The organism is Chitinophaga sp. 01L420, assembly GCF_056399985.1.
In genome coordinates this window covers 41,792-55,970 of the sequence record NZ_JBFTSK010000008.1, presented here as the reverse complement: position 1 = coordinate 55,970, position 14,179 = coordinate 41,792, and the positions used below count along the sequence as shown (strand labels likewise).

The 14,179-nt window shown below is 45.1% G+C and carries 12 protein-coding genes; 6 read left to right on the top strand and 6 right to left on the bottom strand.

Going from position 1 to position 14,179, the window contains the following annotated elements; all coding sequences use genetic code 11:
• Positions 1–3 precede the first annotated feature (3 nt).
• Positions 4–588 carry an RdgB/HAM1 family non-canonical purine NTP pyrophosphatase gene (gene rdgB, locus AC1DP6_RS10310; RefSeq protein WP_477054721.1) on the bottom strand — a complete coding sequence of 195 codons (585 nt, stop codon included), beginning with the start codon at positions 586–588 and terminating at the stop codon, positions 4–6.
• A 30-nt stretch (positions 589–618) separates the two neighbouring features.
• Positions 619–1,116: a hypothetical protein gene (locus AC1DP6_RS10305; protein WP_477054720.1), complete on the bottom strand. Its 498-nt coding sequence runs from the start codon at positions 1,114–1,116 to the stop codon at positions 619–621.
• 132 nt (positions 1,117–1,248) lie between these two features.
• Between AC1DP6_RS10305 and AC1DP6_RS10300 the strand changes: the two genes are divergently transcribed.
• The 3 genes from AC1DP6_RS10300 (at position 1,249) to rpsG (ending at position 3,515) form a co-directional block, all read left to right on the top strand.
• On the top strand, positions 1,249–2,349 hold the full coding sequence (locus AC1DP6_RS10300; RefSeq protein WP_477054719.1) for a branched-chain amino acid aminotransferase: 1,101 nt from the start codon (positions 1,249–1,251) through the stop codon (positions 2,347–2,349).
• 288 nt (positions 2,350–2,637) lie between these two features.
• Positions 2,638–3,018 (top strand): 30S ribosomal protein S12, encoded by a 381-nt coding sequence (rpsL, locus tag AC1DP6_RS10295; RefSeq protein WP_012789278.1) that lies wholly within the window; start codon positions 2,638–2,640, stop codon positions 3,016–3,018.
• A 29-nt stretch (positions 3,019–3,047) separates the two neighbouring features.
• On the top strand, positions 3,048–3,515 hold the full coding sequence (rpsG, locus tag AC1DP6_RS10290) for a 30S ribosomal protein S7 (RefSeq protein WP_106527832.1): 468 nt from the start codon (positions 3,048–3,050) through the stop codon (positions 3,513–3,515).
• A gap of 293 nt (positions 3,516–3,808) precedes the next feature.
• On the opposite strand, the gene AC1DP6_RS10285 is transcribed toward rpsG, so the two are convergent.
• The 4 genes from AC1DP6_RS10285 to AC1DP6_RS10270 all read right to left on the bottom strand — a co-directional run bounded on the left by AC1DP6_RS10285 (position 3,809) and on the right by AC1DP6_RS10270 (position 9,503).
• On the bottom strand, positions 3,809–7,192 hold the full coding sequence (locus AC1DP6_RS10285) for a hypothetical protein (protein WP_477054718.1): 3,384 nt from the start codon (positions 7,190–7,192) through the stop codon (positions 3,809–3,811).
• A gap of 29 nt (positions 7,193–7,221) precedes the next feature.
• Positions 7,222–7,659 (bottom strand): hypothetical protein, encoded by a 438-nt coding sequence (locus tag AC1DP6_RS10280; RefSeq protein WP_477054717.1) that lies wholly within the window; start codon positions 7,657–7,659, stop codon positions 7,222–7,224.
• Positions 7,660–7,776: 117 nt separating this feature from the next.
• Positions 7,777–8,955, bottom strand: coding sequence for a type IX secretion system outer membrane channel protein PorV (gene porV / locus AC1DP6_RS10275; protein WP_477054716.1), 1,179 nt, complete (start codon positions 8,953–8,955; stop codon positions 7,777–7,779).
• A gap of 41 nt (positions 8,956–8,996) precedes the next feature.
• Positions 8,997–9,503 (bottom strand): T9SS type A sorting domain-containing protein, encoded by a 507-nt coding sequence (locus tag AC1DP6_RS10270; protein ID WP_477054715.1) that lies wholly within the window; start codon positions 9,501–9,503, stop codon positions 8,997–8,999.
• 465 nt (positions 9,504–9,968) lie between these two features.
• Between AC1DP6_RS10270 and fusA the strand changes: the two genes are divergently transcribed.
• The 3 genes from fusA (at position 9,969) to AC1DP6_RS10255 (ending at position 13,964) form a co-directional block, all read left to right on the top strand.
• A complete protein-coding gene (gene fusA, locus AC1DP6_RS10265) occupies positions 9,969–12,113 on the top strand; it encodes an elongation factor G (RefSeq protein ID WP_477054714.1) in 2,145 nt (714 codons plus the stop codon).
• Between the two features lie 288 nt (positions 12,114–12,401).
• A complete protein-coding gene (locus AC1DP6_RS10260; protein WP_477054713.1) occupies positions 12,402–13,184 on the top strand; it encodes a glycosyltransferase in 783 nt (260 codons plus the stop codon).
• Positions 13,185–13,190: 6 nt separating this feature from the next.
• Positions 13,191–13,964, top strand: coding sequence for a polysaccharide deacetylase family protein (locus tag AC1DP6_RS10255; protein WP_477054712.1), 774 nt, complete (start codon positions 13,191–13,193; stop codon positions 13,962–13,964).
• Positions 13,965–14,179: the final 215 nt, after the last annotated feature.

Below are 14,179 nucleotides of genomic sequence, written 5' to 3'. Positions count from 1 at the left end.
ATGCTAAACGTTTGTTGTTTGTTTCAGGAAGGCCACAAATTTTTCAAAGGCCCTGGCCCGGTGGCTGTATTTATTCTTTTCCGTCAGGTCCATTTCTGCAAAAGCCCTTGTTTCTCCTTCGGGAACAAAAATGGGATCATAGCCAAATCCTTTTGCACCTTTCGTTTCCGTAGTGATATGGCCTTTGCTCACGCCTTCAAACTGATGTTCTTTACCATCCAGTATCAGGGAAATCACTGTGCGGAATTGTGCGCTGCGGTCACTTTGGCCTTCCAGTTCCTGTAATACTTTTACAATATTATCGGCTGCTTCCTTTTGTTCACCGGCATAGCGGGCGGATAAAACACCCGGTGCTCCGTTTAATGCGGCAATTTCCAGCCCGGTGTCTTCTGCAAAACAGTTTTGTCCGGTCATTTGGTGAATGGTAGCCGATTTCTCGGTGGCATTGGCTTCCAGTGTATCGTGTGGTTCCGGAATATCGATGTCTATGCCGGCTTCCAGCAGGGTGATGATCTCAAACTGATCTCCCAGCAATGACCGGAACTCTTTTACTTTGTTTTGATTGTTGGTAGCAAATATCAATTTCATATAGTCGGATGAGAATGCGGTTTTATTGTATTAAATACCTAATAATTGTTTTAATCCTGCCCATAGTCTGGCTTTCAGCGCTTTGTCGGTGCCAATGAGTGCTAATTCATCGGAAAACAGGAGGGTGGTACCATTTACGGTTACCAGTTGATAAAGCGGAATATCACTGAGTCCAAGTTGTTCCGGTGCAATCCCAAATACAACGCTCCGTTCTATCTTCACTGCTGTTTGCCAGTCAGGAAAGGTAAGAGAAGGGTGGTGCGACACGTTAAAAAGCGACACATCCTGCATTCCTAGTTTACAGGCATTTAATATATTGGTGAGGAGGTTGAATAATTCTTCGTTTAGGTACGCTTCGTTTTCGTTTTGTATGAAGAGCGCAATGTTTTTTTGATTTTCTCCTAAATATTTGACTTTGGGCACCACTTTTTCCGCGACCTCAGCCGGCATGCTTTTCCCGGGAATGATTGGCTGGGTAAAGATTTTAGCCAGAAAGTAAGGATCCATTTGGAATTGCTCAAGCGACATATTTATTATCGTTTAATTTAATATGAAAACCCCGGGTGGGGAAAAATCAGTTTATTTGCACTGCCTTACCGTAAAGGTTTCGGCGACACAGCGATTAAAAATGTAAAAATATTGAGATAAAATTGATTAACCATGATGGTAGATAAATCAACAGTTAAGGAAGAGGCGCTAAAGAAGATCAAAGTCACCGGAACTACGCATAGCAGGCTGAGTGAAGTGGATTTCAACAACCTGGCATTTGGTAAAATGTATGCCGACCACATGTTAGTGGCTGATTTTGATGGTAAAGAGTGGGGAAATGCCGAAATTCTGCCTTTTCAGAACCTGTCTGTAAGTCCTTCTAACGCCGCCTGGCACTATGGGCAGGCGATCTTCGAAGGCATCAAAGCCTATAAAGATCCTCAGGGCCAACCAATGATCTTCAGGCCATATGATAACTACAAACGCTTTAACACCTCCGCAGAAAGAATGGGAATGCCCCAGGTACCTGAGTGGCTGTTTATTGGCGGTCTGGATATATTAATAGATATGGACCGCGACTGGGTACCTACCGGAGCGGGCTGTTCTCTCTACCTGCGTCCTTTTATGATTGCTGCAGATGAGTTTATAGGGGTACGTCCTTCTGATACTTATAAATTTGCCATCATCAATTCTCCTTCTGGTCCTTATTTTAATAAGCCTATTAAATTACTGGTGCAGGACAAATATGTACGTGCTTTTCCGGGCGGTGTGGGTTACGCCAAAGCTGCCGGTAACTATGGTGGTACTATGTATCCTACTATGCAGGCTAAGAAAAAGGGGTATGATCAGATTTTGTGGGTAGATGGATATGAACATAAATACCTCCAGGAATGCGGTACGATGAACGTTTTTGCGATCATAGGCAATACTGCCATTACCCCGGACCTTACACAGGGAACCATCCTGGAAGGGGTTACCAGGGCCAGCGTAATGGATGTTCTCATCGATATGGGCCTCAAAGTGGAAGAGAGACCTATTTCTATTGATGAAGTAGTGGCTGCCCATAAAGATGGTACCCTTAGAGAAGTTTTTGGAACAGGAACAGCTTCCAGTGTAGCTTATGTAGAACAACTGGATTACCTGGATACGCAAATCAAACTGGATACCACCAAATATGAAATAGGAGCAGAAGTGATCCGTCGTTTGGATGATATCCGTACTGGACGGGCTACAGATACCCGCCATTGGAATTACATAATCGACAAGAAATAAGTACTTTATATATTATTATCATTGAAAGAATAGGGTCAATAAAAAGACCCTATTTTTTTATGGTTGTTTCTAAGGGAAATCATACCTTTGCAATCCGGTTTTTGGTAATCCTGAGCTGCTACCAGAATAATAAGACCTTTCCCTGTTTATACAGAAGATCATTCCGGTAAAAATATTTTCGAAACAATTTTGTTATTCACACATATAGTTTTACCTTTGCCGTCCCAAAATCCCTTTGTGAGGAATTTGGATGTCATTGTAAACCGACATAAAAAAACTAGGTAAAGAATGCCTACTATACAACAATTAGTAAGAAAAGGAAGAGAAATTATCCGGGCTAAGTCTAAGTCCAGGGCATTAGATAGTTGCCCTCAGCGTCGTGGCGTTTGTACTCGTGTATACACTACCACGCCTAAGAAACCGAACTCCGCTCTGCGTAAAGTAGCGAAAGTGCGTTTAACCAACAAAGTTGAGGTGATTGCCTATATCCCTGGTGAAGGTCACAACTTGCAGGAGCACTCTATCGTACTGATCCGTGGTGGAAGGGTAAAAGATTTACCAGGTGTTCGTTACCACATCGTTCGCGGTTCTTTGGATACTGCAGGTGTGAAAGACAGAAAGCAGAGCCGTTCCAAATATGGTACTAAAAAGGAAAAGGCTAAGAAATAACAATTATAAATAGTCGTAATTTTCAATAAATGAGAAAGCAAGCTGCAAAGAAATTGCCTCTGGCTCCAGATCCTAGGTTTAATGACAAGCTGGTAACCCGCTTTGTTAATAACGTTATGGAACAAGGAAAAAAGAGCATTGCCTATAAAATTTTCTACGATGCTGTGGATAAGGTGAGCACGATGACCGGTGAAAACGGTTACGAGGTTTGGAGAAAAGCATTAACTAATGTAACTCCTGGTGTAGAAGTTAGAAGCCGCCGTATTGGTGGTGCTACCTTCCAGATTCCTGCGGAAGTTCGTCCTGATAGAAAGATCTCCCTGAGCATCAAATGGTTAGTACGCTTTGCCGGCGAAAGAAACGGTAAGAGCATGGCTGACAAGCTGGCGAATGAAATCGTAGCAGCAAGCAAAGGTGAAGGCGCAGCGTTCAAGAAGAAAGAAGACACGCATCGTATGGCAGAAGCGAACAAAGCTTTCTCTCACTTCAGAATCTAGTTATAGCCTTAACAGGCAACTCAATATATTCGGCAAACAGTTCCTTTGGAGCTGTTTGCCTTTTTGTGTTTATACCTTTCCGGAACGTGATACCAGGTCATCATCTCTTTACTCAACCCCATCCGTCAAAAAGAACTTTCATTACGGAGGCCCTGTCAATTAGATGACGCATGGCTGTTAAAGGAACAATTTGATCAGCTGTTCCCCACTCAGTACATCTCACAAAAAAACAGGCACCCTTAATGGATGCCTGCCAATTGAAAATACCTGGATATTTAGGGAACACTGGATTACTATTTCACATTTACCAGCACGTTAATCTTACCTGCTTCACCATTAAACTCCTGTAATGCCTTTCCAATTACCTGTCCTGGCTTCACCTTATCAATATCTGCTTTCATGGCATAACCGGCTTTACTGGAAGTCACCAGTAAATCACCCCGGTGAATAATGCCATTTTCATTACATACTTTAGTAGGAATCACGCCAACTACTCCCATCGGAACTTCTGCAGAAAGATCTGTTTCTATATCGTGTTCAGTCAGCAATACACCTGGCTTGGTGGCAAATACCCCTGCCACAAGGGTAGAGTAGGGCTCGGCTGATTTTTCCACCATACGGTCAGTATGAGTCGAAATCACCAGTACATCTCCGGCTTCATAGGTAGCCCGTGCGCCTGATACAGCAAATGATTCCGCCAAATCCGCGCCTCCGGTTTGTGTACCACCGTTAAAGAAACCACGCCCGGCGCTGTTGATCCTGGCCACATTTACAGGAGCCGGGTCGCCGCTTCTGAATACGGCAAGATTGCTGGTACTGTGTGATTCTACCCGTAGTACGTCAGTCGTATTGGCGTTATTGAAATTGACGAATCTGGCAGCACGACCAGTACCAAAATTAGGTACCCAACCGTAAATGGCATTACCAGAGCCATTAACGGTGCTTTCTACGCCATCACCCAGGTTGGCAGCATTGGCGGTAATACCATTTCCATTTCCCTTGGCGATAGCGATGAGCGCAGGTCCATTACCAGTTACGCTGGAAGAATAGAACAATCCGCCAAATCCACCACTACCCGCATTTTCACCATATACGCCCGCAGTACCAAAGTTGGAAAACTGTGAATTTACCTTGCCATGTACCGCTGGAGAAGTACCCGAAACATTGTCCACTTCAAAATAGCCCGCTGTACCATTACCAATTGTTTTAGCCGTCACTACATTGTTGGTGTTGGCATCATTGAAATTCTCAAAATCCGCTGCCTGACCGGTACCGAAGGAAGGAATCCAGCCATAGATCGCTTTACCCGTACCGTTAACATTGCCTTCTATGGCATTGCCATTCTTTTTAACATTAGCCACAATTGCATCACCATTACCGTTATTGATAGACACCAATGTATTGCCACTGCCTGTCGTATTCGAAGTATAAAATAATCCTGCAAAACCGCCAGTACCGGCAGATTCAGAGAAAACACCCGCGGCACCAAAGTTGCCAAATATTGTATTCACTTTAGCCTTTACAGCCGGTGCCACAGAGTTGGTATTATTTACCTCAAATGCGCCGGCAGCTCCGATGCCCACTACACCTGGGTCACCCAGGGAGTTGGTGTAGGCTGTCATATTATCAAAGGAGTTAGCAGAATTGTTGTTTTCAAAACGTCCGGAGGCACCCTTGCTACCGTTTAACCCAATCTGGCCAAATACGCCTATAGCGGTACCTGTAGTATTGGTAGACACAAAGCCACGTACGCCGTAACCGCCACCATCATTGCGTCCTACTACTGCACCGGCTATATCAGAGGTGGTCCGTCCAACTACGGCTTCCCCGGCACCAGTATTATCACCAATTACTCCAGCAGCCGTTTGAACGCCTGTGCTACCGTGTACACCTGTGTTATTCGTGCTGGAGGCATCGATACCGAACCCGGCACCAGCAGTGGCAGTAATCGCTGAGCCATTACCTAAAGTGCTGACAGCGAGTGCATTGTTGGCATTCGCATTATTAAAAACGGATATGGTGGCTGGTATGCCATTATTACTGGTCGCAATTAAACCAGTTCCGGTATTGCTGTTGGCATATACGCCTGTTCCTGCTGCACTCGAGTTACCATATACACCAAGTCCGTTGGGTGTTACACCATAAACGCCCCAGCCAGAACCAGCCTGGGAGCCCCATACGCCTATTCCTAATCCACCGGTACCACTGTTGATTCCTCTTATTGCAGAGGAAAAACCGCCGGGAGAGGTGGAGGTAACGATACCACGTACCGGAACAATAGAAGAAGAAACAGAATTGCTGACACCTTCAATCGAAGTGCCATCTCCATCATTAGTGATGCTGAAAAGGGTAGCGGGATTATTTTCTGTAGCCACAAACGGAAGGGTAAGTCCGCCTCCTGGTGCTGCAGTTGCCAGCCATTGTACACCATCAAATTTTAATATCTGGTTGGCCAGCGGCGCTGTATTACTAACAGGTTTACCTTGCAAGCCTGCTACTACAGGAGCCGGGTAGCTACCACTCAGATCTCCGCCAGCGGGGCCGTTAGGAGGTAAGGTAGTAGGTATAACGCCAGGAGCTATTTTAGCCAGGGTAACTTTTCCGTTTCCAATCAGGGGATTAGGATAGGTACCCGAGAGATCTCCTCCTGCAGCTATACCGTTGATATTGCCGGCAGGGCCTTGTATACCCTGAGGTCCTGCAGGCCCCATTGGTCCTAACGGTCCAGCTACACCCGCTGGTCCAGCCACACCAGGATCACCTTTGGCACCTTGTATGCCCGCAGGTCCAGCTACACCAGGATCGCCTTTAGCGCCTTGTATGCCTGCCGGTCCAGCTACACCAGGATCACCTTTGGCACCTTGTATGCCCGCAGGCCCGGCTATACCAGGATCGCCTTTAGCACCTTGTATGCCCGCAGGTCCGGCTACACCAGGATCACCTTTAGCACCTTGTATACCTGCAGGTCCTGCTACCCCTGGATCGCCTTTAATGCCCTGTATTCCCGCAGGTCCGGCCGGACCTACTGGTCCTGTCGCCCCTGCCGGTCCAACGGCACCAGGGTCTCCTTTGATGCCTTGAATGCCCGCAGGTCCTGCGGCGCCAATAGGTCCAACTGGTCCGATGGGTCCAATTGGTCCCGCCGCGCCCGGATCCCCTTTGGTACCCGCCGGTCCTACTGGCCCGATTGGTCCGTTAGGTCCGATAGGCCCCACTGGTCCAACTGCACCAGGATCACCTTTAGCACCAGCAGGTCCGGCTGGACCTGGATTGCCGTTTGCTGCAAATAAAGCATACGGCACACTCATTAATTGTGAAGTACCCAGCTCGCTGAAATTGCTTCCGTTAATGGATATTTCTACTTTCAGATATTGATTGGCATTCGCCCAGGGAACAGTACTATAAGTGCCTGTCAATGGAGTACCCTTTCCTATTTGTAAAGTAAATAAACCTAAATTATTGGTGGTAGCATTGTGTGTTTCCTGGTATTGTACAGGTCCGGCAGCAGAGCCTCCCAGTACAGAAAAACGTACGGTTAGCGATTGATTACCGAGAACAGTGCCATTCGCATTACGTGCCACAGCCTGGTAATTAGTTCCGGCAAGCCCGCTCTGAGCCTGCACATATTGGGATGATACCGCTAAGAGTAATATTGCCAGGTAGAATATTTTTTTCATAATAATCATTTTAATAGGTTACAGCAGGCTTAGCTCTTTTTCTTTACAGGTGCGCTATTCACTTCGCTGCCCTGATTGGGGATGACAATTGGTTTTACCGTCTGCGTTGCCCGCGCAGCTTTCAGTTTATTTGCTGCATCTGTAGCAGATATCTCTGAAGCCATGGGAGACGGAGTAGCACTGGTTTTCAGTAAACGCGCATTCGAATTGTTATGAACAACCGGCGCCTTGTAATTCGTGAAAAGCCGGTTTTCAATAGGGGCAGATATGATCGCCTTATCTGGTTGAGGCTTTATCTCTTTGGCCTGCAATTTTGCAAGATCCGCCTGTAGATCAGGGAATAAAAAGTCGATCGCATTGCGACCATCGTTAACAGTCTCATTCCTGGATGCCGGACGGACCTGTGCATGTGTGAATGATTGCATTCCTGCAGTGACAAGGAATAAAGTTATGAGCAGTGATTTCATATGATTGAGAATTATAGATACATGAATGAAAAGTTGTTTTACCTGTTGGTGATAGCTGTTTTTCCTTTTCCTGTTTGATCATTTGCAGCAATCGGTAAATAGCCGATGAAGGTTATGCTAATGTTGCACAGCTTCATCGCGTGTTCCGCCGATGTTATATACCAGTGAAAATTTCAGGGTTCTTTTCTGCACCAGGCTTTCTCCCGTAGGCATCTGGTAAGCAATGTCCAGTGCCAGGTTAGATACCCGTACACCTACTCCAGCCGAGAAATGCTGCCGGTAACCTTTATAGGGGTGTTCATAGAAATATCCTGCCCGCACAAAAAATACCTGGCGATATCCGTATTCGATACCGGAACCAATGGTAAACTCTCTCAGCTCTTCATGGAAGCCATCAGGGGCATCTCCAAAAGAAGAAAACATCGCTTCCACTACTCCCCGGTTAGGATCTTTACCTTTCAGAATCTGGTTGGTTTCTATGCCATTGGAATCCAGTGCATACAATGGGGGAGTGGGTACCAGTAATTTATTAATATCAACGGAAAGGGTGAACTCATGCTCCTGGGTATGTACAAACGTATAGCCGCCACCGATACGAAGGTTCATGGGCAGAAAACTCTTCCTGTTGTTATCGTCGGTGTATTGAAGTTTGGTGCCGATATTGGTAATACTTACACCAAAACAGTAACGGTTGCCGAAATCGAGGCGGTCTACACTGTTTTGATAATAGTAACTCAGATCGCCGGCCACGGCTGATGCAGGTTTCTGCTGAAGACTATTATAGGAGCCTTGTCCCAGCTGACTGCGCACATATCTGATGCCCAATGCCAGCGACATATGATTACCCAGTTTCCGGGCATAAGAACCATCTATCGAAAATTCTTTGGGATTATAATCCTGTAGTACTGTTCCGTTATCATCGCGGAAAGTAACAGCGCCGTAATTGAAATATTTCATGGAAATACCCACGCCTTCAGATGCATTCCAGTTTTTATAGGCAGCTACATAAGCCATATTAGACTTATTGTTATTTAATTCCCACATCCAGGGGGAGTAATTGGCACTTACACCCCAATCGCCGGCAAAAACTATTTTAGCTGCATTGGAAAACAGGGAATTAGCATCGGGCGTTAGTCCAATGCTGGCATCTCCGGTTCCACTGCTTCGGGCATCCGGATTAACCAGTAAAAAACTGGCGCCTATGTTAGGCGGTTTTTGGGTGATCTTTTGTGCTGATAAAGGGATACCAGCTGTCAAAATACCTGCAAGAAGTATAATTGTATAACCGTATTTCATGTGTCATCAATTAAGTTGTGATGGGGAGCTACAGGAGCGTATTACTGCACAATGAGCTTTTCAAAAAAGACATTACCACTTACATTTAACATAACCGTGTATATGCCTGCTGCAAAGTGATTGACGGGCAATATGACGGTATTCTTACCCGCACCCATTTGCAGATACTGATGATAAATGCTTTGTCCTGCCGGATTAATCACCTCAATGGTTACATTCACATTTGACAACAGATCAAATTGAATCTTGGTATTGGTAACTGCCGGGTTGGGGAATAAAATATAGCTCTTAACAGGACTTACACCGGGAGGGAGTTTGGGTAATTCTTCCGGTTGTTGAAATCCCTGCGTAAGTAGGGTTTTGCCATTGGTGATAGGCAATACTATTGCTTCTCCTACGGTATACTGGATCTGGATGTTCTGAACAACACCATTGCCGCCGGCACTGGCTACTACCTGCCGGTTCAGAATTACCTGGGCTTTTGATGAAGTACAGACACAGGTCAGTAACAACAGCGCACAGGAATACCTGAGTACAAATGTTCTCATATAGAAAGGTTAATCAGTAAATGAAGATGCTGGAATAATGCTACAGCGTTATGCCGGGAATGCTATGGTAATAAATAACCTGGTTACCTGTTGAACAGGTATAGTGTAAAGTTTTTCATTCATGATAAATCTGTGTTTTAGGGGAAACCGAATAATATTTTGCTACGTTTCTTGTTTTTTAGTGCTGGGGGAAATCTAACCTTTTAACAATTTGCTACGAATTTGATGCAAATACAGCAACCGGAAAACTATAATTTAACTTTTGGTTGTATTTGATAAAAAGGTGGTAGGTAGCAACTAAAAACTGGTTTTAGTTAGGATACTTATAAAAGACAATTGTAATGTGATGGAACGCCCGTGCTTGTTAAAAAGAAATAACAATTTGGAAAAGCTGGTCGTTTTATTTATTGTCAAAAATAAGTTACCTTTGCCCCCCAAATTGCATTATTTAGTCACTTTAATATTATGGCAGACTTAAAATTTCAAAGGAACTTTGGTATTGCGGCGCACATCGATGCGGGTAAAACCACTACCACAGAACGTATCCTGTATTATACAGGTAAATCCCACAAAATTGGAGAAGTGCACGAGGGTGCTGCTACAATGGACTGGATGGCACAGGAGCAGGAGAGAGGTATTACCATCACATCTGCGGCAACCACTTGTTTCTGGAATTTTCCAACCTTACAAGGTAAAGCCCAACCTGATACCAAACAATATAAATTCAATATCATCGATACCCCGGGTCACGTGGACTTTACCGTTGAGGTAGAGCGTTCCCTGCGTGTACTGGATGGTCTGGTGGCATTGTTCTGCGCTGTATCCGGTGTTGAACCTCAGTCTGAAACCGTTTGGCGTCAGGCTAACCGCTACCGTGTACCACGTATCGGTTTCGTAAATAAAATGGACCGTTCAGGAGCTGACTTCCTGAATGTAGTTAAACAGGTGAAAGAAATGCTGGGTGCTAACCCCGTTCCTTTGACTTTGCCAATCGGTGCAGAAGACTCCTTCAAGGGTGTTGTGGACCTGATTACCATGAAAGGTATTATCTGGGATGAAGAAGGAAAAGGTGCTACTTACCAGGAAATTCCTATTCCGGAAGATATGCAGGCTGAAGCGGAAGAGTGGAGAGCTAAACTCGTAGAAGCAGTTGCTGAATACGATGATACCCTGATGGAAAAATTCTTCGAAGATCCTAATTCAATCTCTGAAGACGAAATCCACGAAGCTATCCGTAAAGCTACTATCGATATCGCTATCATCCCGATGATGTGCGGTTCTTCCTTCAAAAACAAAGGCGTACAGAAGATGCTGGATGCGGTTTGCCGTTACCTGCCTTCTCCAATGGACGTTGAAGCGGTAAAAGGTACCAACCCTGACACCGGTGAAGAAATCGAACGTAAACCAGATGCAAAAGCACCATTGTCTGCACTGGCATTCAAAATTGCAACCGATCCTTTCGTAGGTCGTCTGGCGTTCTTCCGGGTTTATTCCGGTCATCTGGATGCGGGTTCTTATGTATTGAACACCCGTACAGGTAAAAACGAGCGTATCAGCCGTATCATGCAGATGCACGCTAACAAGCAGAATCCTATCGATTTCATCGAAGCTGGTGATATCGGTGCTGCTGTTGGTTTTAAAGATATCAAAACCGGTGATACCCTGTGCGATGAAAAAGCACCGATTATCCTGGAATCAATGACATTCCCTGAACCAGTTATCCACATCGCTATCGAGCCTAAAACTCAGGCAGACGTTGATAAAATGGGTCTGGCTATCTCTAAACTGGTAGAAGAAGATCCTACCTTGAAAGCTAAAACTGACGAAGAAACCGGCCAAACCATCCTGAGTGGTATGGGTGAGCTTCACCTCGAAATCATCGTTGACCGTATGCGTCGCGAGTTCAAGGTAGAAGTTAACCAGGGTGCTCCGCAAGTTGCTTACAAAGAAGCACTGACTACCAAAGTTGAACACCGTGAGGTATTCAAGAAACAAACCGGTGGTCGTGGTAAATTCGCTGATATCCAGATCGAAATCGGACCTGCAGACGCAGAATGGTTGAAAGAAAACGAAGGCAAATCCTTCCAGTTCGTAAATGATATCTTTGGTGGTTCCATCCCTAAAGAGTTCATCCCTGCGGTACAGAAAGGTTTTGAACAGTCCCTCAACCAGGGTGTTCTCGCCAACTTCCCGCTGGTGAACCTGAGAGTACGTCTGTTTGACGGTTCTTACCACCAGGTGGATTCTGATGCGATGTCTTTCGAATTGTGCGCTAAATCTGCTTTCCGTGAAGCTGCCCGCAAAGCTAAACCAGTATTGCTGGAGCCAATCATGAAAGTGGAAGTACTGACTCCAGACCAATACATGGGTGATGTTACAGGTGATCTGAACCGTCGTCGTGGTATGCTGGAAGGTATGGACTCCAAAAACGGTGTTCAGGTAATTAAAGCTAAAGTTCCGTTGAGCGAAATGTTCGGTTACGTAACTCAGCTGCGTTCCCTGTCTTCCGGTCGCGCAAGCTCTATCATGGAATTCTCCCACTATGCACCAGCTCCGAACAACGTGGCTGAAGAAGTGGTAGCTAAAGTGAAAGGCAAAGTAAACGCTTAATCATAGCTTCTTTTATATCGGAAAGGTTGTCCTGCCAAAGCGGGACAACCTTTCTGCTTTTTATCCCGGCAACTGACATGAACATGCTATTGCCATGAAAAGAATATTCGATATTTTACGTTGAAATAACCTACAACTGCAATTTACTTTTTGCTAACTGCCAGGGTCCTGTTCTACAGGACCTTTTTTATTTTTTATACCTCATGATAGGGGGAGGCTCTTCTTTTGGCGTCATTGTATTGAATGTCATCCATCTGACCTATATTTTTTACTGATAGCATTGAAATTATGTCAATAGAGTTATTGCAAGCACCTCCTACAACTGTAATTTCGACAACGGGAGAAATGGTAACGCTTACTCCCGGCCTTGACTTGATTCTGCCCTGCTGGAATCCCTCGGGCCCCTGGGTGGAATCACTTATCAGGCACTATCACGAGGTAACAACGATCATGGGAAAAGTGCCTGTTCAGTTGATTCTTGTGAATGATGGTTCTGAGCGGAATTTCACTGCACAACATATAGCCTGGCTCGAAGCTGCCATTCCTAATATTATCATCGTTAGCTATACCCGCAACCGTGGTAAGGGATATGCAGTAAGAGAGGGTGTAAAACGTTCTCAACATGCTTACCAGGTGTATACAGACCTGGATTTCCCCTTTGGCATATATGCCGTGAAGGAAGCCTATGACCGCCTGCAACAGGGACTGGATGTAGTAGCAGGAGAGAGAGGGGCTGCTTATCTTCGCGCGTTACCCCGCAAGCGCCGTACAATTACCCGTATCAGCCGGTTTTTAAACAGGACAGTACTGGACCTGAAGGTGGAAGATGCCCAGGCTGGCCTCAAAGGCTTTAATGCGTATGGCAGAAACATATTGCTGAAAACTCGTATAGATGGCTTTTTGTATGATAGCGAATTTCTATATCATGCAGGCCGCCGCCCACATGTTAAAATTGGTGCAGTCGCAGTATCTTGCCGTCCCGGCATACAGTTCTCATCGTTCCGCTTCAAACTATTGATGAAGGAGATGGTGAATTATTGCAAGATCATCATCGGCTCTAAAGCCGCTTAGTTTTTTATGGAACAAACGAACAGGATACTGATCAGTGTAGATGTGGAAGAATTTGATATCCCCGAAGAATTCGGTCAACAGGTATCATTACAGGAGAAGCTGGAAGTTTCCAGAAGTGGACTGCAGGCTACACTGGCACTATTTGATAAATATAATGTACGCGCTACCTTTTTCGTGACTGCTTACTGGGCCCAGCATTACCCTGAATTAATCCGGCAGATGGCGGCAAAGCATGAAATAGCCTCCCACGCATATTATCACAGCTCATTCTCAGAGGCCGATCTGGAAGGCTCCAGATTGGCCTTGCAGGAGATCAGCGGACAACATATACAGGGCTTTAGAATGCCCCGTTTGCGGAAAGTGAATATGGAGGCCCTAAAGGCCGCCGGCTACCTGTATGATGCCTCTGTGAATCCTACCTGGCTTCCCGGCAGATACAATAACTGGCATCTGCCAAGAACTGTTTTCAAAGAAGAGGATACCTGGATCATTCCTTCTTCCGTATCTCCCCTCATAAGATATCCAATATTCTGGCTGAGTGTCAAAAATATGCCCCTGTGGATAACCCGGCATTTCAGCAGAAGGGTATTGAAGAAAGATAATTATCTCTCTTTTTATTTCCATCCCTGGGAGCTGATAGACATTAATGCTTATACATTGCCGGCTTATATCAGGCGTATTTCCGGTGAAAAAATGCAACGTAAAATGGACGGATTCCTAAGTTTTTTACAAAAACAGGGAACTTTTTGTACGCACGCTGATCTGCTAAAATCCCGCTAGTATTGTTTCACAGCTGATAACGTTCACGACCGGATTTCCCGGACGTGAAAGAACCTGTTTTTTATGCAACAACATTTAACTTATAAATGTTATAGTAATAATGAATAAGGATAAGTATTCATGTTGAGGGAATTTTCGAACTGTGCGGTAAGAATTTTTTTTAAGATTTTTTTGTAAGATTAGACTCTTATTATATTCATTTTCAGTAGTTTTGT